The following is an 18,590-nucleotide window of genomic DNA, read 5'->3' on the forward strand; positions in this document are numbered from 1 at the left end:
ACATGACAAATAAAAACAACTTAATCGTTTGTCGTTGTGAAGAGGTTACATATGGGCAACTTCAATCGACAATTGCTGAATATAACTGCTCGGCAAGAGAATTAAAACTAAGAACACGTGCTGGCATGGGATTTTGCGGTGGTCGCACATGCAGAATGATGATAGATCGAATGATTGAAAATGCGAATCCTGACGTAACTCTTAATGAAATACCGTTAAAATATCAACCACCAATACGTGCAGTTACTTTTGGATCGGTAGGTGAAAGTAAATGAGTAGAATTACACATCACCCTATTTTAGGTACTTTACAAAGTAGTGAGCGTACTACCTTTCAATTTAACGGTCATCAATACGAAGCATATGAACATGAAACGATTGCTGCTGCCCTGTTAGCAAATGGAATACGGACATTAAGAGTTCATGAAGATAGCGGGACACCGCGAGGTATTTATTGTAATATCGGGCACTGTTCCGAATGCCGCGTGACAGTAAATAATCAAACAAATGTACGTGCATGCTTAACTGTTGTAGAAGAAAACATGGTTGTTGAAAGCGGGAAACAGCATCCGAATATCGTGAGAGGGATGGTGAAAAAACGATGAGTGATGTAATTATCATTGGTGCAGGACCAGCGGGATTATCTGCTTCTATCTCTTGTGCTCGTTTCGGACTAAAAGTGCTCGTTATTGATGAATTTATGAAGCCGGGCGGGAGATTGTTAGGACAGTTGCATCAAGAGCCTACTGGAGAATGGTGGAACGGAATAGAAGAATCGAAGCGACTTCATGAAGAAGCAGAATCACTTTCAGTACATATCAGGTGCGGTGTTTCGGTCTATAATTTAGATAAAGATGAAAACAATTGGTTTGTACATACTAATATCGGTACGTTAGAAGCACCTTTCGTACTACTTGCTACTGGAGCTGCGGAATATGCTATTCCCCTTCCAGGCTGGACACTTCCAGGAGTGATGTCAATTGGAGCAGCTCAAGTTATGACAAATGTTCATCGCGTGCAAGTTGGAAAAAAAGGAATCATTATTGGTGCTAACATTTTGTCTTTCGCCATTTTAAGTGAATTGCAATTAGCGGGAATTAAAGTAGATCATATTATACTCCCTGAAAAAAGCGAGTTAAGTCAAAAAGCTGGTGAACCTGAAGAAGTTTTAAACTCTCTTTTAAATGCAGCACATCTCGCTCCTTCTGCTATTTTGCGTATAGGTAGCCACTTTATGAAATTTGATTGGATTCGAAAAGCTGGATTAACATTCTATCCAAACAGCGGAATGAAAATAAACGGAACGCCACTTCACCTTCGGAAAGCAGCTCTTGAAATTATCGGAACAGATCAAGTTGAAGGTGTACGTGTTGCTAATATTGACTCTAAAGGAAATGTTATTAATGGAACAGAGAAAATATATGAAGCAGATTTTGTTTGTATTGCTGGGGGATTATACCCACTTGCCGAACTTGCAGCTGTAGCCGGTTGTCCCTTCCATTACATTTCAGAATTAGGCGGACACGTTCCTCTCCATTCCGAAAAAATGGAAACTCCTCTTCCTGGTTTATTTGTAGCTGGCAATATTACAGGCATTGAAAGCGGAAAAATTGCGATGGCGCAAGGAACAGTTGCAGGTCTATCTATCGCAAAATATGCAAGTAAAAAACGTGATATAGTCGACCAACAATTATCTCACGCCATGCAAAACGTTCACTTTGTTCGTCAGAAAGCTGCAATTCAGTTTAATCCGATGGTAGATATCGGTAGACGAAAAATGAATGAAATTTGGCGTGATTATTCTTCTACATATGCACATACTAAAAAGAGCTGCTGAGATTATTCTCAACAGCTCTTTTCTCTACTCATCTGAGTTATTAAATTTCGCTAATGCATAAATTCCTTCTTCATCATCTAATTCAAGTTGCAATCTCGCTGCGAATGGATTGACATTATATTCTCTGTCAAGCAATAAGCGTAAAGCTTCGATTAAGTTTGCTTGAATTAAAATTTGCTGGCGACCATTTACCTCTACTTCCGCAGAGAAACCGTAGTCATCATCATACATAAGTTCAACTAATACTTCTTCTGGACCCACTTGTCTTTTTTCAGCGATATATATACAAAGCGCATTTATAAGCTCTTGTTCAGAAATTTTTATTGTTTCCATGCTACTTCATCTGCCTTCTTCTTACGTTGGTCTTTGAAGTATTTAAATGCACGAACTGCTAACATTACGATACCAGCCATTACTAACATATTTACCATAAACGCTAATACAGAACCAAGAGCTCCCATATTTGCAAATAAGCTACCCATTAGTAAACCACCAAGACCACCTAGTAATAAACCTTTCATAAAGCTTCCTTTATTACTTTTTGGTGCTGTATTTGTTGCTTTCGTTTTTGAATCTGGAGTCGTTTTTTGAGAATTTACATTTGAGTCTTTTTTGTTTAAATCAACTTTTGAATTTTGACCTGAACTTGGTGTAAATGATTTTTTACCAGATTTGTAACTTTTCGCTGCCGCATGATCTACGAACATAAAGCTGCTAGCCCCAAAGATAACCATGAATGCTGTCATTACTGCTACAAGTTTTTTCAACATATTATATCCATTCTCCTTTTATATAGATATATGTGAAATCTATCTTTCTAGTAAATTCAGAATGATAGATTTGCTTTTAAGAACATTTTAAAGGTTCTTATGAACTTATTATATGAACTTTTGTCGAAATATGCAAGTATTATTTACTTCCGACAGTTTGGTGACAAAGGAAAAATTAAGCAAAACAGAATTGACTTTAAATGAAACAAAACATATTATAAGTTCATAAGAACTTTTTATTATTTTGGAGGTGAAAAGATGGAAACATTTCATCTCACACGAAACGAAATGGCTGCCCTTCTTCTATCACTAAGAGGATGGAATACGAAAAAGCCTCTCGGTATTTTACAAGAAGCTTGGGCAAAGTCACATAAAAAAGATATTGAAAGCGGACAAAGCGTTACAGCTTTTATTACTACCGCACTTTCACCTATTTTTGAAAAGCTGATTAAAATTGACGATACTGATGTCGGTTTTTCTTTAAATGAAATAGTTGCGCTTGGCAATCAGATTGAAAACACAAGTTTCTCTGTAACTGCTATGCAAAACTGGGTGAAACGAGATATAAAAGAAATGATTGGCTCTCCTCAAAAGGGGAAAAAATATTCAATTGAACAAGCAGCCTTACTATTCATTGTCGAAGATTTAAAAACAGCACTTGATTTTGAATCCATTCGTAAGCTATTACGCCTTATTGTAAATGACCCAGCCGATCGAAGTGATGATTTAATCAATCCTGTTCATTTATATGTAGCATACTCTTCTCTATTTGAAGAACTCAATCAAGGGAATTGCTTACAATTAAATGCAACAGATACCGTTCATACAATTGAAAACATCGTAAAAGAAAAAGCTGATAAAATCGCAAGCAAGTTCGATCAAATTAATAACGAACAACGTGAAGCAATTCGTAACGCTATTATTATTGCGACCCTTTCTGTACATACCGCATATGTACAAATGTTAGCAAAACGTTACGTAACAGCAACTTTATTTTTACAGAACTTAGATGTGAAGCCTTAAAAAACAAGCATCCCCCCGTCATATACGTAGTACAGGGGGATGCTTGTTTTCAATCAATATAAAATACAAAAATCATTTTACATCTAAGTTTCATTCTACAATAGCTCTTGATTATGTAAAAATCATGACTAACCTAACATTCAACAATGTTCATTTCTTTTTATTAAATTCCCATCAGATTTTCTCAATAAACTTAATTACTTCATCTTTATAATTATATTTGTCATTAATTTCTTGTAATAATTCAATATCATGCGTATGAGTTTTTCCTGTCTCTAACAGCTCACGATATAAATCAATATAAGGAAGATTTTTATTTATGGCATTTTTATATTCCTTTTCTACATCGTAAAAAACCTTTTTAAACCTCACATCAGTAATCCCTGCCTCATCAATTTCAAGAATTGCATACTGAGCACGTAAGTCAGAGTTTAGCTTATTCCACTTGTAAAAAGGTTGTCCAACTGTTCCTGGGTTAATAATTAATTGATCATTGCTACTATAGCGCAATAATTGATGGTGGGTATGAGCGTAAATCGCAATATCATAATCACGATCAAATAACCGATCAAACTGTCCCTGATTATTAGTGGGCCACAAATCTCCCCCGTAATTTTTATTTTGTAGATTATGACTAATACTGATTGATAAATCATTAACCTGTTTTGTTATATGTAATGGTAAATTTTTAACATGCTTAATATAGTTTTCATCCAAGTTTTCACATTGATACTGAACTAATCTAGAAACATAAATATCAGTTGCGTTATCAATATCAATATTTTTATTAAGAACGTCAAGAAAACTATCTTCCCAGTTTCCTTGTACATAAGTATCAACGTTAATACTTTCTAATATTTCAAATAAATCATTCGATCCAGGACCAGGCATAATTAAATCTCCTAAAAACCAATAATCAGTCACACCTTCTTTCATAGAATCTTCGATAACTGCTTTTAAAGCAGTTGCATTTCCATGTACATCTGCCAGTACAGCAATTTTATGTTTCATGTATTTTATTCCCTCCTCTAAATTTACGTTTCCATCTCATTCATTTTTTATTTTCGAACCAAATCAAATTGAATAGGCATATTCTTTTTTAGGCAATTTTACTATCTCTTGAATGAAATTTGATTTCTCTAAAATGTCCTCTAACTGCCCCTCACTATAGACGTAAATACCACCTACATATGAACTGTACGCCTTTTTCTCAGTTATTACTGCTAAGGTGCTATTTTCCTTTTTAAAATCACCCTCTAGTCCTTTTTCAAAAGATAAACTTTTGGCTTCTGAAAAATAAAGGTGAATTAACGTCGCTAATTGTACGTCCTCTGATTTTGCAAAGTACTTTATTTCATTTAAAATCATTTCATCTTGTAACGGAAGAAAGTCTTCTACTTCTAACTTCTCTCCTTTATGAAAGAAGTTTTGAAGTTCAGGAGTATAGAACGAAAGATTTTTCTCCTCTATCATTTTTAAAATTGTTTGCAGCAATATGTCTTTTCCTATCACAAACGGGTGGCCAAATCCATTATTGTAAAGCTCTTCTTTCATTTTCATTAATTGTTCGATGAAGGGGATTCCTGATTCTTCAATAACAAGTTTATCGTCAATTAAACGCATGTTAGCAATCAATTCTTCTATCTGTAAACCTTCTAATTCAAGCGATGAGTAATATAAATCTCTATTCCAAAAATCTAATTGATCCATTCCTAATGAATTAAATAAGAGCTCATCTATAATTGGAAAAACTCCATCTTCTGTTAAAGCTTTCGTTACATCATCTAATAATCTATGTGTTTGATTTAAAATCGTACGTATTTCTTCGTCCTCTTGAATGATTCGTACCGTCCACTCACCATGATCTTCACCCGATATTTGCTGAAAACAATGTGAATATGGCCCATGTCCAACATCGTGTAGAAGGGCTACAGTAGATACTAGCTTTCGTTCATATTTCGATAAATGTATGTCACCAATCTCAGTAAGATGTTCTATCACTTTATTTACTAGCACATATACACCTATCGAATGTTCTTCCCTCGTATGTATTGCGTTCTCATGTAAAAAATAAGTATGTCCTTGTTGTTTAATATTCGCCAACCTTTGAAATGCTTTTGTATCTATCAATCGAAGGATATCTCTATCACGAATAGAGATTGGTCCATAAATCGGATCTGTAATATACATACGTTCTCCTCCTATTTTTGTAAATGAAAGACCTATACCATTATACTTAATTTTCAGTCTATTATCATTGATATATGAGAAATTTTTAATAATCTTTTCATTAACCCTTCATGAAAATGCGGCTTATATCTTTTACTATAATAATTATGAGAGACATAAAAGAATTGAAATAGCAATCCCCTATGTAAATAAGGTATAATTTACATATAGTGAAACTTTTACGTCGTTAAATAAAAGGTTCTTATACTCAAAAATTCATAAACTAGAAGGTGCAACAATGTTAAGTAGTTTTATTCATTCAGTATTAACGTTTTTTGAAGGATTAGGTTATTGGGGCATTATGCTTGGACTTATGATTGAAATTATCCCAAGTGAAATTGTCCTTGCTTATGCAGGATACTTAGTATTCAATGGAAGTATCTCATTTATAGGCGCTGTTGTATTCGGTACAATTGGCGGTGTTATTGCTCAAATCTTTATTTATTGGCTTGGACGATACGGCGGACGCCCTATATTAGAACGTTACGGAAAATATATTTTCATACATAAAAAACAAATAGATGCTGCAGAAGATTGGTTTAATCGTTACGGGACTGGCGTCATTTTTACAGCACGCTTCATTCCAGTAGTGCGTCATGCGATTTCAATTCCTGCTGGTATTACAAAAATGCCATTACTACGTTTCACTACATTAACAGCACTTGCGATTATCCCTTGGTCTATTATTTTCATTTATTTAGGTGAAAAACTAGGTGAAAATTGGGAGAATATAAATGATATTGCTGGTCCGTATGTGAAATCATTCGCAATTGGTGGCGTCGCACTTATACTTTTATACTTCGTTATAAAAAAATGGACAAAAAAGCGTAAAAATCTCGCTTAAGAATATAATAAAAACCGCTATAAATTCATTCGGAATTATAGCGGTTTTTATTTATATATGAATTAATCTTCAGGAATTATATAATACCTTTCCCTCTACATTTACATGGATAAGCAACCATTTAATCATTTCTTTCGTATATTATCTCAAAAAGGAGTGATTCCCCTATGCATTGGCAGCAAAAAATACCGTACTTAATCGGACGCCCTATCGGCATTTCCTTCATAAATGGGCAAGGAACTTCTGGTGTATTATGTTCAGCGCATGATGGTCAATTATATGTGTATGAATACCTTTATCAAGCTCAGTTTGCAATGAAACATTATAATTATAGACAGATTCAAGATATACATGCATTCCCAAATTGTCCTCACCAAAATCCTCTATACTAAAAAAATCGGAACGGCTCATAGCCATTCCGATTTCTATACTTTATTTCTCAGAATTAAATTTCTGCACTGCTTCATCAAAATAAATCCAACCTTTCCAGCCCAAATGAATCGTATCTTTTAAGAAATACTTATCATATTCATGACCAGAGAAATCAATTACTGGATATCCTGCTTTCTCAACCTGTTCTCGAACTTTTTTATAATACACTTCACGGCGTTCTTTCGGGAAGCCAGTATAATCATACCAAGGCCCATTTACAGGTACAGAAATAAAGAGTGGTTTGACATTTTTCTCTTTAAATAATTCTAAAATAATTTGTAAATCATCGTATTCTGGTGATTCATCATATGTTTCATTTGCTCTAAAGTTTTTTAAACCTTTTAGTTTTTTCTTCAGATTATTCTTATGATAATACGGATTTTCAATTCCGAATGTATTTGTAGTAGACTCAGCTTTCCCTTCTTGTTCTGCGTGTTTACGTGCGTCTTCCCAAGAAATTGAACGAAGCCTGATATTTGTTTTCTCCTTCATCGGTTCGATTTTAAATAAAGAGTTAAATATATCTCTATGATCTAAAATATTTCGATGCATATAAGCAAGTGGTTTAACTAAACCTGCTTTTATGTTATGTTTCGTATCATTATATACAATACCTTCTAATGAATTTTTTAATATATCATCTTCTTGAACAACTTTATAATCTAATAGTCGTTTCGCGATTTGCTTTTTCATTCCTGGATTTATCTCATCATTAAAAATAAAATGATATGCTTGTTGTTTGGAGAAATTATTAGTGAAATCCCCTTGTGAGACACCAGTCTTTGTAAACCATTGTGGTGAAAGAACAAAGACTACTTTTTTACCTTCTAATTCATCCATAGTAGATGTCATATTTAAAATATGAGCTAAACTTTGTGTACCGCCAGTTCCAATTAAAAACGGTGTAAAACCAGCTGGATTTACTTTGAAATAATTAGACGGATGATATGCATCCATTCGTAAAAATTCTGATGAACCGTACATCGGTAAATACTGTGAATTCTCTAACATTTTTTGCTGTAAGAAAACACTTTGTAATTTCTCTTTTTGTAAAGAAGTTGCCGCATCTTCTACCTTCTTATCACTAATAAGTGATACTAAACTTTTCGATGGGATTAGAATGATAATGAAAAAAAGCACACATGCTAAAATTATAGGACCAAAAGCATGCTTCATTTTCATCTTCTGTCCCTCTTTCTATCGTTATTAAATTGTAACCCTTGTTTTTGACACGTCATCTTTTCTCTCCTTTGTCTCTATACATGTTCCATTCTATTTATCTATTATATACATGTATGTATTTCCTTCCTTGTTCTATTAAGCCCTATATAAATAGCGCAAGAAAATGTTTCCATAGAAACATGTTAATTATACAAGATTCTACATAAATTTCACACTGGAATTTTAGTAATAATTTTATTTTTTAACAATAAAAAAACATATGAAATGTCTAGAATTCTTCGGATGATGTATGAAGTTCAAAATATGATAATAAACGCCCGCTATGATTAACTTCATGAGTATATATAAACCCGAGCTTTCGTAAAAGTTTTTTCGAGCTCTCATTTGCTACTTTAACTCTAGCAATTATTCTTGTTACATTCAAAGTCTCTATTGCATATTTAATGGAAGCCTCTGCTGCTTCTAATGCATACCCATTCCTCCAATGTTCTGGGTCAAGGAGATACATAATTTCTATTGCACCTGTTTCATCTACCTTTCTTAAACCACAATGTCCTAAAAGCTTTCCTGTTTCACTATTAAATAACAACCATACCCCGAAGTCATACTGTTCCCAATGTAAGATAAGTTGCCCAATATAATCATTTGTTTCTTCCTTCGACATTCCTCTTGATTTAGCCAACCATTTGCCAACAGTATCTTTTTTTAATATGTTATAAAACTGATTAATATCTTCTACAATTGGTTTCCTCATAAATAATCTTTTTGTATAAATTACTTTCTCTTCTTCAAACATAGACATCATTTCCCCTCCAAATACTGTTTACAGACTAATAAATTATACCATGAACTATTTTTCTAACTTTAAATAAGAAAAACAGACTATCACATACATGAAGTCTGTTTCTCCATTCTTTTATTTTTGTACATCTGCCCATTTTAAACTTGTAGCTGGACCAAATTGATGTACATATAAATCTTTCACATATGGTTTTTGTAAGTAAGATAATCCGCGCTGGAATACCGGTGCAATTACTGCATCATCAAGTAACATTTTTTCAGTTTCTTGCATTGCTTTCCAGCGAGCCTTTTCATCATTACCTAATTCTGTTTTAATCTTCTTAATTAACGCATCATATTCTGGGTTTGCATATTCTGTATTATTGACGCTACTTCCAGAAAGGAATACTTCTAAGTAAGTCATTGGATCTGGATAATCTGGTAACCAGCGTGATAACGACATTTCATATTCTTTCTTCTTCTCAAGTGCTAATTTTTGCGTATGTGGTTGTAATTTCACATTCACTTTTAATCCTGGTAAGTTTTTCTCAAGCTGCTCTTTAATGTACTCTCCAACTTTTTTAAAGTTTTCCAAGTCATAATTTAATAGTTCTAACGTCACTTCATCTGTACCTGTTTCTTGCTTTGCCTTTTCCCAATATTCTTTCGCTTTTTTTACATCAGTTTTATTAAACTCACCTGCCGTACTTCTAAAATCTTTTTTATCTGGCCCCTTTAAAAATCCTTTTGGTACGTAATAGTTTGCTGCAACCGATCCATCATTTAAAAATGAATCTGCGAGTCCCTTCTTATCAAAAACTGTACTTAGCGCAAGACGTGCATTTTTATTTTTAAGAATCGGTACATTTTCATTAAATCGGAAGAAGTACATAACTGGATCTGTATATTGTTTTAGCTCTTTATTATTTTTATATTTATCTACGAATTCTGTAGAAATAACAGCTCTATCAACTTTATCTGTTTCATATAAATTTACCGCAGTTGAAATTTCTTTTACAATTTGATAGTTTACTTCATCTAACTTCACTTCTTTTTTATCCCAATACTTATCGTTTTTCTTCATTGTAAAGCTAGCTTCATGCTTCCACTCTGATAATGTAAACGGTCCATTATATACCGCTTTATTTGCTTCTAATCCATATTTATCACCTTGCTCTTTCGCATATTTTTCGTTAATTGGATAGAAGGATGGTAAAATTAATAATTTCGTAAAATACGGTACAGGATGTTCTAGCTCTACGACGAATGTTTTATCATCCTTCGCTTTTACTCCTAATTCATCTAGACCTAGTTGTTTTTTATTTATCTTCTCAGCATTTTTTACATCGTACGCAATGTATGCATATTGAGAAGCAGTATCTGGATTTATCAATTGCTTCCAAGCGTATACGTAATCATGAGCGGTTACTGGCTCTCCGTTAGACCATTTCGCATCACGCAATTGGAATGTATATGTTTTTCCATCTTTACTCACTTCATATTTTTGTGCGCCGGCTTCAATTATTTCATCATTTTTCGATAGACGGAATAGTCCTTCCATTACGTTATTCAAAACGTTAAACGAGACTGCATCTGTTACTTTCCCTGAATTTAACGACGGAATTTCACCTGTTTCTAGTAACTGTAATACTTTCTTCTCATCTTTCGGCTTTGTTGCAGTTTTTTCTTTTGCGCAACCAACTAAAAATGAAGAAACTAATAGAGTACTAACTAATGAGTAACGAATAACTTTTTTCATTTAAAAACCCCCTTCTATTTTTAAGGTAAGTAACGACGAGCACCAGCGTATTCTTCTATATATCCTGGTGTATTTAGCGGTATAATCTCTACCGACCTTTCAGCTCTTGGTGAGTGAATCATATTGCCATCACCAATATACATTGCAACGTGATGGACACTACCTTTCCCTTGATCATGTGCAAAGAAAATTAAATCTCCTTTTTGTAGATTTTCTTTATCAACTGCAACCCCTGCTCTTGATTGCGGTCCAGAATCTCGCGGAATTGTAATGCCGTGCGATTTATAGATCGTATGTGTGAAGCCAGAACAATCAAATCCAAAACCACTTGTACCAGCCCATATATACGGTAAGCCTAAAAACATTTTCCCTGTGTTAATTAAATCATTGGCCGCCGGAGTTGGAATATCAGTTTGAGATCGGTAAACTGTTCCATCATTTTTTCGTAGCCATGCTTTCTGACCGTTTGGCAACAATACACGGTATGAAATTGTGTCTTCACTTAATAGCGGCAGTCTTGTATTATAACTGACTTCAAGTGATTTATGTTTTTCAGAAGGATTTATATATAAAATCGCTGTTGGTTTGGTTATTAAGACAAAAGGTTCATTTGTTTTATCTGCAAATTCTTGATTATATGTTAATTGTTTTTCAGGCATCCAGCCCGGATAACCTTCTTCATTTCGTGGTGTTGGCTGTCCATGCACTAATACCTTCACCCATTCACCTTTCTTATCAATAACAGTTACTTCTTGACCGAGTAAAGCTTGTGTTTCTAATTTATTTGCATTTGTTAACCATAGTTTCTCGTCAAGTGTCATTGATTTCGTCCATTTCCATAGATCCACTGGATTTGTTGCACTCGGTGTATCGATTGGTCTTAATGAATCAGGTGCTGTCCATAACGTTGCAGCAGATACATCTATAAATGCTTTATTATCCTTCTTTTCTTCAGCATTTGCCGCTGTAAACGATGAAAATATAAATAAAGTTGTTAAAAATGCAGTTCCTACTTTTTTCATATATATCCCCCTTAAAAGATAGTTTACTTGTCTCTTCTCCTAAGATTTACTATTCACTGTCGATTGAAGGTTTACCTTTGATCCAGAATAAGTCATTCCTTCTGGCTCTTCCATTAACCAAAGCGGTGCATCAAGATCAAAATAATGAATATTAGGATGCGCTGCCGCTAAATGCGCAACAGCACTAACGGAAAGTGAAGACTCCATCATGCTGCCCACCATACACTTCACACCAGCTGTTTCTGCGATATCAGCAATACGCCATGCTTCACGTATGCCACCACATTTCATTAATTTAATATTAATGAAATCTGCATATCTTCCTTGAACGAGCTTTAATGCGTCACTTGCTGAAAATATACTTTCATCGGCCATAATTGGCGTTTGCACACGATCTTTGACGTACTTTAACCCATCCCAATCTTTCGCGTGTACTGGTTGTTCAATAAATTCTATATTTAAATTACGATTTTCCATCTCTTGAATGATAGAGACCGCTTCTTTTGGACTCCAACCTTGATTCGCATCTAAACGTAATGTCGTATTTCTTGGTACCACATTTCGAATTGCCTCAATACGTTCCAAATCTAAATGCGCCTCTTTACCCACTTTAATCTTTAATGTTTGAAATCCTTTTTCTATATGTTTCTTCGCTTCTTTTGCCATTAATACAGACTCATCCACACTCACTGTAATATCGGTATGAATTTCTTTCTTCCCGCCTAACAATGCATATAACGGCAGATTTTGATATTGGCAATATACATCATATAAAGCGATATCTACCGCTGCTTTCGCACTTGAATTTCCAATACAACTCATTTGAATGCGCTGTAGTAACTGCTGAAATTGAATGATATTTTGACCAATTAAACATGAACGCATCGGCCCTAAAATCGCTTCTTCCATTCCGCTGGTGAAATCCCCCGTAATAACTGGCGTTGCGGCTGCAGCCCCCTTACCAATCACTCCTTCGTCTGTATGAATATAAACATCTATACTTTCAATTTCGGTTACAGTACGAAGCGCGGTTTTAAACGGTGTATGCAGTTTTACACGTCTACGATTTACTTTTACATCTGTAATTTTCATTTTGTTCATCCTTTCGTTCTCCAATGAAGTGAAATTTTAATCCACCGGAGATTTATACCCACGGATTATTAGGTAAACCCATTGGGCATTTATTCTCCTATCTCTCTACTTTATTTTCGTTTACTTTTAATGTAGGACGATAATGTGAAATAAAAAAATCCAGCCATAAGAATGATTCTTACGGCTGGATTTTGTCTATGATTGAGTAGACAAAGCAGCAATCTGATTATATTTTTTCTGTGCATCTTTTAGCGCTACAAGTAACGCTTTTTGAGAAGAACCGAAATATCGGTTCTTTACTTCCATTACTAACGCCGGGTCATTTATATTTTTATGTAGAAATAAATATTTAACAAATTGAGATGTTAATGCAATTGTCGCTGAGCAGTCTGCATCTACAATTTCCCCTGTATCCTTAACAAGGATAAATGCTACGAAATAGCTTTTAAACTTTTCAGTAATGGGATTATTTTGAGGTGCTTTCGCATCCCCTACGATATAAATTGTATTTGAAGCGTACACAGCTATCTTCCTTTCTTATACGAGGATAACGGGTTTCTTAATAGTCGTATGAGCGAGGAACTCAACGTTGATTAAAAAATGTATCCGCTTACCTTGTATTATAATATAATTGACAGAATTTTAACAACATTTATTTTAGTGTATATTCCATATTTATGAAAACAGCTTAAACTCTTCATTTTTACAATATGTGATTGTTCCTTGTACCATGACATTCATACATAAAAAACTGCACCTCCAATTGTTAGACGCTGCCTAACAATTGGAGGTGCAGTTCAATGGCTAACTGTTTTTTTATTACTTTGGCATCACAAATATAGTTTCATTTGACTTAGAAAATTGATACTCTTTTCTCGCTAACTTCAAAATTTCTTCCTCATCGTCTGTTAAATTTTCTATGTTAGTCTTTAAAGAATCTTTATCTTTCTTTAAAGATACTAATTGTTTCTTTTGATCCATAATCGTATCTTTCTTTTTATCAATTACTTCTTGTTGTTTCGTTAAAATATATTGAACGTACAGAGTAGTTGCTGCAATAAAAAGGACCATTAAAATAAGACGCCTTAACTTCTTTTTATTTATCTTACGCTTGTCACTAGGTTGTGATGATTGTTCTGGTATATTAGGAACATTTACTCGTTTGAGTTTCCTCATTCAAATCCCCCTAACCCATATTTTTCACTACCATCGGCACGTTTTCTTACTAAACTAAATTCTATTCTTATAAAATAAACTCCTTCACAAAAATATCCCATAAATTAACCAATTAAAGATAGCATTCGACGACATTTCTACATTTACACCGTTTTTTTTTATACATACTGCTATAAAATAGTAGTTTCTGTAATTCTTTTTCTACTATTGTAGAAGAGTTTTTTCACACAAAAAATTCCTTCCCCACATATCCATGTTATAACATGCTTACAAGGAGGAGAAATATGCATTACCGCACATTAGGTAAAACTGGAATAACTGTTTCTGAAATAGGTTTTGGCGCATGGGCAATCGGTGGTGATGAATGGGGACCTGTTAACGATAAACAATCTATAACTGCTATAAAAAAAGCAATTGAGTGTGGTGTGAATTTTATTGATACTGCGGATGTGTATGGTTTAGGACATAGCGAAAAGTTGGTGGCTACCGCGATTAAAGGACATCGCAATGATATTATCCTATCAACGAAAGGTGGTTTAATCGGGCATCACTACGACCCTAATGGAGTTCCTGTATATGATACTCCCGAAAAAATCATCGCCGTATTCGAAACAAGTTTACAACGTCTTCAAACAGATTATATTGATCTTTATTTTTGTCATATTTGGTGGCATAATCGTAGGGAAACAGAAGCATTTCTACGTGCATTTGACATATTAAAACGTGATGGCAAAGTAAGAGCAGTCGGTGTTTCGACTCATGATTTACAATACATTCATCATTTCAATAACAACAACGAAATTGATATCGTACAGCTTGATTACAATGTATTAAATCGAAAACCAGAAAAAGATATATTACCATTTTTACAAGAGAAAAATTTAGGAGCTGTTATTCGTGGCCCATTAAAAATGGGCATATTAACTGGAAAATTCACAAATAAAACAATTTTTCCGGATGGAGATTTACGTAAAGATTGGCCAAATGAAACTTGGTTTCAAGAAGACTTACAAACTGTAGAGAAACTTCGGTTGCTCTCAAATAAAAATCAGACCTTAGGGCAACTTGCACTTCGCTATGTACTCTCTCATCCGGCAGTAAGTGTTGTAATTCCTGGTGCCAAAACAGGAATACAAGCACAAGAAAATGCAAATGCATCTGTTCGCCCTATGTTGAGTGATGAAGAGCTTAGTTATATTCATTCAATATAAAAAGCCCAATCCGGGCTTTTTAATTTGGGAAACTAATATCATACTCCATTCGCTTCGCTGTGTCCTCCGCAACATGCACACCTAACAAGTTTTTCACAATATGAAATGCCATATTAATTCCAGCTGAAATTCCGGCAGATGTTATAATATGTCCTTCATCTACAAACTTTACATTTTCTATAACTTCAACATTTTGAAACTCATTTTTAAACTTTTCAATACTAGCCCAATGTGTTGTTGCTTTTAAACCTTCCAGTAAACCTGCTTTCGCCAGTAATAGCGCTCCTGTACAAACTGAAGTCATCAGCTTTACTTCTTTCATTTGTTGGCGAATCCATTTTATTACTATTTCATTTTTTATTTCATATTCTCTAGCACCTAGCCCACCCGGAATTATTAAAATATCCACTGGTGGTAAATTTTCAATACTATAATCTGGCTGTACCTTCAATCCGTTCCTTGCTGTAATCATTTCCCCATTCTCGCTAACTGTATAAACAGTAAATGGTTTTTCTTCATTCACCTCAGTTACAGAAAAAACTTCAAATGGCCCTGCAAAGTCTAACACTTCTACTTCATTAAATAAAAATATACCAACACTCCATTTATTCATCATAAGTTCACTTCCTGTTTCAAATGATGTAATAGATGATAATATCCTTTTTCTAATGCAATATCATACGCTGTTTTCCCATCATTTTTCTTTATCATCTTATTAGCTCCATTTTTAAAGAGTAACATAATTATTTCTTCATTTCCTAATAATGCCGCTTCGTGAAGTCCTGTCCAGCCACCACTTTGCATAATATTTACATCTGATCCTTTTTCAATTAAGAAAGCAACAAGTTCACTTTGCTTGTTCGCAATTGCTGCTTGCAAAGGCATATTTTCATTTTCGTTTTTCGCTCTACTATGTATATCTGCACCACTTTCTAAAAGAAAACTCGCTATTTCTTTCTGTCCAAAATAAGCTGCTAAATGAAGTGGTGTCCATCCATCTTCACTACATTCGTTAACAATACTTGGACTCGCCTTTATAAACTTCACTACTTTTTCCTTATTACCACTTATAACAGCTTGTGCTATTGATTGTAAATGCTCCATAATAATCTCCCATCCTTCAAAATATTTAAGCATCTCCTTCTACATGTTCTATTCATTATTATATTTTCCTTTTAAAATCTTAAGTTTACATAATAATATTATATATCACTTTTTGTGCTTAATGCTGAATAGCAATAATGTTAAAAATACTGCCTTTAAACAATGAAGACCATGATTTCATTAGAATGACTGAAAAAGCAAGCAAAAAACTATACACATAGTTTTCATCATATTTGTTCAGTTGCATGAACTAAAACAGGTAATGTTTATTCTGCTATTTATGCTTTCAACATATCAAATAATATTATTCCAATAAAAAACAATCCATTTTAAAAATGGATTGTTTTTTTATTTCTGTTTTATGCGGTTTATTTTATTTTTGTATTTTCAATGATAGAATAATTATATTTACAAAAATGAAACGCTACTATCTTAGCCCCTCTTATAGTAAGTTTTTAGTTCGAAAACAAAAATACAATTTCACCTTACAATTGAAAAAAACATATGTAAAAGTTTCTAAAACAGCTGCCTTATCATACTAATCTATAGCAATTCTGTCTTCTTCCCTTACCTGTTTCCTTTAACACATACGATTTTAAAACTAGCGCCGTTAATGAATCTGTTAATGTTTTATATGATAAATTTGATAATGCCAATAGATCGTTCGTATATAACATTCTATGCTTCTCTAATAATAATAGTACTAATCGTTCAGACGGTTTTAATGCCTCGTCACTTTCTAGTATAAAGTCTATATTTTTCATTTCTCTAATTACTACTCCTTATATAAAAAAATACTTTAGGTGCTAATTTAATATGAAAATAATACATAACAAAATTATAGATATATTAAAATAGTACCATCTAAAAACACTATTATACTATAACATAGAAGTAGTGTTTCCCCAAATAGGAAATGCTTTTTTATATCGCTGTAAGATTCTTGCAAATGTACATAATATTTTGTACCATTACCCGCCAAGTTTTCTTCTAATTTCGCTGCTCATCCTGATGTATTTGTAATCAATGAAGTTCTTCTAAATTTATAAACAAATAAAAAACGGTTCGTCTATCATGCCCTAAACATGAATGACAACCGTTTTCCAGCTTCTTCTTAATTAACATGTTCTATCTTAAATATTTCTTGCAATATGCGGCTTACTGTAATGACTTGTTCCACCGCCACCTACTACTACTTTACCGCCTTTTTCGAAAATTAATAATTTATTTGAACCATCTGCAAGAAGCACTATTACTTCAGCACTATTACTTGTTGCTACATAAATTACATAACCACTCTTTGATATACAAGTTTCCCAATTCGCATCAAATTCTGATCTTACTACACGATTTGAATACACTTGATTTTCAATTCTATCTTGTTCTACGTTTTCCAAATTTATTCTCCCCTCTTCCCTGCATAGTTATATATATTAAAATAGCACCATCTAAAATAGTGACCGATTTTAACATAAATAGTATATGTAATTAGTAGGAGAATGCTTGGACAATAGAAACGAAATAGACTTCGGGAATTTTACAATTGAAACTTCTCTTTAATCATTTCCGCTACTTCTTTTGCACTCAAATACGTGTTATTAATTTTTATATACTCTTCTTTTTCAATTTCACCATGAAGAGAGTTTAATCTATGCTTTTTCATCGTTTCTTTCAAATTATTTTCAGACCACTCAATATCTCTTTTTTTCGGTTTATGTTCTAATCGATTCGAACTTTTATTTCGTTCTAATCTTTCATCTAATTCCGCTTCCAGCTCTACAAAATACACTGTCCCACCTTTTGATTCAAAAATATTTTCTACATGATGTATATAATCCCAATCCTTTTGGAGGTCAAATGCCCATATATACGTAAAAATCATTCCAGATAAATCACTTTTAGATACTTCTTCAAATATTTCATTACGAAATAAACTTACTAGTCTTTTTGCTTCTTTCGTACTGTAATCAAAAATTGGACTTACTAAATCAATTGTCATGTGGTTATGAAAAAGTTTTAAACCGGTTAATGTTGCTAATTCTTCCCCCACTGTCATTTTTCCAACTGCTTGTGGGCCAAATATTAATATAAGTTTCATTTATTTCCCTCCAATCTTTCTCTATAAACCAT

At 33.5% G+C, this 18,590-nt stretch carries 23 protein-coding genes; 7 read left to right on the forward strand and 16 right to left on the reverse strand.

The features are described from left to right. The first annotated feature begins 2 nt into the window (after window positions 1-2). From ACTFO4_RS15530 to ACTFO4_RS15540, 3 genes are read left to right on the forward strand one after another with little or no spacing between them, the layout of a single operon-like run. The gene (locus ACTFO4_RS15530; protein ID WP_017673259.1) at window positions 3-275 is read left to right on the forward strand and encodes a (2Fe-2S)-binding protein; all 273 of its coding nucleotides are present in this window, start codon (window positions 3-5) and stop codon (window positions 273-275) included. Further along, the gene (locus ACTFO4_RS15535; protein ID WP_000087071.1) at window positions 272-604 is read left to right on the forward strand and encodes a (2Fe-2S)-binding protein; all 333 of its coding nucleotides are present in this window, start codon (window positions 272-274) and stop codon (window positions 602-604) included. The genes ACTFO4_RS15530 and ACTFO4_RS15535 overlap by 4 nt, the downstream gene beginning before the upstream one ends. Continuing rightward, complete coding sequence (locus ACTFO4_RS15540) at window positions 601-1,836, forward strand: NAD(P)/FAD-dependent oxidoreductase (protein ID WP_440013885.1); 1,236 nt, start codon at window positions 601-603, stop codon at window positions 1,834-1,836. The genes ACTFO4_RS15535 and ACTFO4_RS15540 overlap by 4 nt, the downstream gene beginning before the upstream one ends. Window positions 1,837-1,860: 24 nt before the next feature. Here the strand turns inward: ACTFO4_RS15540 and ACTFO4_RS15545 are convergent, their stop codons facing one another. After that, the gene (locus ACTFO4_RS15545) at window positions 1,861-2,169 is read right to left on the reverse strand and encodes a YxcD family protein (protein ID WP_000447747.1); all 309 of its coding nucleotides are present in this window, start codon (window positions 2,167-2,169) and stop codon (window positions 1,861-1,863) included. Further along, window positions 2,157-2,606 carry a hypothetical protein gene (locus ACTFO4_RS15550; RefSeq protein WP_440013886.1) on the reverse strand — a complete coding sequence of 150 codons (450 nt, stop codon included), beginning with the start codon at window positions 2,604-2,606 and terminating at the stop codon, window positions 2,157-2,159. Before ACTFO4_RS15550 ends, ACTFO4_RS15545 begins: the two co-directional genes overlap by 13 nt. 258 nt (window positions 2,607-2,864) lie before the next feature. Here ACTFO4_RS15550 and ACTFO4_RS15555 point away from each other — a divergent pair, with 258 nt between their 5' ends. Next, window positions 2,865-3,629: a DUF1836 domain-containing protein gene (locus tag ACTFO4_RS15555; protein ID WP_440013887.1), complete on the forward strand. Its 765-nt coding sequence runs from the start codon at window positions 2,865-2,867 to the stop codon at window positions 3,627-3,629. A gap of 174 nt (window positions 3,630-3,803) precedes the next feature. On the opposite strand, the gene ACTFO4_RS15560 is transcribed toward ACTFO4_RS15555, so the two are convergent. Together ACTFO4_RS15560 and ACTFO4_RS15565 are read right to left on the reverse strand one after the other, a co-directional pair. Next, a complete protein-coding gene (locus tag ACTFO4_RS15560) occupies window positions 3,804-4,640 on the reverse strand; it encodes a metallophosphoesterase family protein (RefSeq protein ID WP_000680868.1) in 837 nt (278 codons plus the stop codon). A gap of 63 nt (window positions 4,641-4,703) precedes the next feature. Next, on the reverse strand, window positions 4,704-5,819 hold the full coding sequence (locus ACTFO4_RS15565) for an HD domain-containing protein (protein ID WP_000275987.1): 1,116 nt from the start codon (window positions 5,817-5,819) through the stop codon (window positions 4,704-4,706). A gap of 277 nt (window positions 5,820-6,096) precedes the next feature. On the opposite strand from ACTFO4_RS15565, the gene ACTFO4_RS15570 reads away from it, so the two are divergent. Together ACTFO4_RS15570 and ACTFO4_RS15575 are read left to right on the forward strand one after the other, a co-directional pair. After that, window positions 6,097-6,702, forward strand: coding sequence for a DedA family protein (locus tag ACTFO4_RS15570; protein ID WP_000952911.1), 606 nt, complete (start codon window positions 6,097-6,099; stop codon window positions 6,700-6,702). A 167-nt stretch (window positions 6,703-6,869) separates the two neighbouring features. After that, complete coding sequence (locus tag ACTFO4_RS15575) at window positions 6,870-7,094, forward strand: hypothetical protein (protein ID WP_440013890.1); 225 nt, start codon at window positions 6,870-6,872, stop codon at window positions 7,092-7,094. A gap of 40 nt (window positions 7,095-7,134) precedes the next feature. On the opposite strand, the gene dltD is transcribed toward ACTFO4_RS15575, so the two are convergent. From dltD to ACTFO4_RS15610, 7 genes are all read right to left on the reverse strand, one after another. Continuing rightward, window positions 7,135-8,316, reverse strand: coding sequence for a D-alanyl-lipoteichoic acid biosynthesis protein DltD (gene dltD / locus ACTFO4_RS15580; protein WP_440013891.1), 1,182 nt, complete (start codon window positions 8,314-8,316; stop codon window positions 7,135-7,137). Window positions 8,317-8,584: 268 nt separating this feature from the next. Continuing rightward, on the reverse strand, window positions 8,585-9,118 hold the full coding sequence (locus tag ACTFO4_RS15585; protein WP_000061617.1) for a GNAT family N-acetyltransferase: 534 nt from the start codon (window positions 9,116-9,118) through the stop codon (window positions 8,585-8,587). A 114-nt stretch (window positions 9,119-9,232) separates the two neighbouring features. Then, window positions 9,233-10,855 (reverse strand): peptide ABC transporter substrate-binding protein, encoded by a 1,623-nt coding sequence (locus tag ACTFO4_RS15590; RefSeq protein WP_242259423.1) that lies wholly within the window; start codon window positions 10,853-10,855, stop codon window positions 9,233-9,235. A gap of 20 nt (window positions 10,856-10,875) precedes the next feature. Then, a complete protein-coding gene (locus ACTFO4_RS15595; RefSeq protein WP_440013894.1) occupies window positions 10,876-11,877 on the reverse strand; it encodes a C40 family peptidase in 1,002 nt (333 codons plus the stop codon). A 39-nt stretch (window positions 11,878-11,916) separates the two neighbouring features. Further along, on the reverse strand, window positions 11,917-12,978 hold the full coding sequence (locus tag ACTFO4_RS15600) for a dipeptide epimerase (RefSeq protein WP_440013895.1): 1,062 nt from the start codon (window positions 12,976-12,978) through the stop codon (window positions 11,917-11,919). A 186-nt stretch (window positions 12,979-13,164) separates the two neighbouring features. Continuing rightward, on the reverse strand, window positions 13,165-13,491 hold the full coding sequence (locus ACTFO4_RS15605; RefSeq protein WP_000271312.1) for a DUF3870 domain-containing protein: 327 nt from the start codon (window positions 13,489-13,491) through the stop codon (window positions 13,165-13,167). 297 nt (window positions 13,492-13,788) lie between these two features. Next, complete coding sequence (locus tag ACTFO4_RS15610) at window positions 13,789-14,145, reverse strand: FtsB family cell division protein (protein ID WP_001228737.1); 357 nt, start codon at window positions 14,143-14,145, stop codon at window positions 13,789-13,791. A gap of 284 nt (window positions 14,146-14,429) precedes the next feature. Between ACTFO4_RS15610 and ACTFO4_RS15615 the strand changes: the two genes are divergently transcribed. Continuing rightward, window positions 14,430-15,356, forward strand: a complete 927-nt coding sequence (locus ACTFO4_RS15615) for an aldo/keto reductase (protein ID WP_017673253.1) — start codon at window positions 14,430-14,432, stop codon at window positions 15,354-15,356. A gap of 19 nt (window positions 15,357-15,375) precedes the next feature. Here the strand turns inward: ACTFO4_RS15615 and ACTFO4_RS15620 are convergent, their stop codons facing one another. From ACTFO4_RS15620 to ACTFO4_RS15640, 5 genes are all read right to left on the reverse strand, one after another. After that, the gene (locus ACTFO4_RS15620; protein ID WP_000981423.1) at window positions 15,376-15,972 is read right to left on the reverse strand and encodes a DJ-1/PfpI family protein; all 597 of its coding nucleotides are present in this window, start codon (window positions 15,970-15,972) and stop codon (window positions 15,376-15,378) included. Further along, window positions 15,969-16,460: an ankyrin repeat domain-containing protein gene (locus ACTFO4_RS15625; RefSeq protein WP_440013897.1), complete on the reverse strand. Its 492-nt coding sequence runs from the start codon at window positions 16,458-16,460 to the stop codon at window positions 15,969-15,971. The genes ACTFO4_RS15620 and ACTFO4_RS15625 overlap by 4 nt, the downstream gene beginning before the upstream one ends. 533 nt (window positions 16,461-16,993) lie before the next feature. Further along, window positions 16,994-17,224 (reverse strand): hypothetical protein, encoded by a 231-nt coding sequence (locus tag ACTFO4_RS15630; RefSeq protein WP_000789031.1) that lies wholly within the window; start codon window positions 17,222-17,224, stop codon window positions 16,994-16,996. Between the two features lie 369 nt (window positions 17,225-17,593). Then, window positions 17,594-17,857 carry a hypothetical protein gene (locus ACTFO4_RS15635; protein WP_440013898.1) on the reverse strand — a complete coding sequence of 88 codons (264 nt, stop codon included), beginning with the start codon at window positions 17,855-17,857 and terminating at the stop codon, window positions 17,594-17,596. Window positions 17,858-17,997: 140 nt separating this feature from the next. Further along, window positions 17,998-18,558 carry an AAA family ATPase gene (locus tag ACTFO4_RS15640; protein ID WP_440013900.1) on the reverse strand — a complete coding sequence of 187 codons (561 nt, stop codon included), beginning with the start codon at window positions 18,556-18,558 and terminating at the stop codon, window positions 17,998-18,000. Window positions 18,559-18,590 lie beyond the last annotated feature (32 nt).

This window comes from Bacillus cereus group sp. MYBKT14-1, from assembly GCF_051915185.1.
In the GTDB taxonomy this organism is placed as follows: domain Bacteria; phylum Bacillota; class Bacilli; order Bacillales; family Bacillaceae_G; genus Bacillus_A; species Bacillus_A cereus.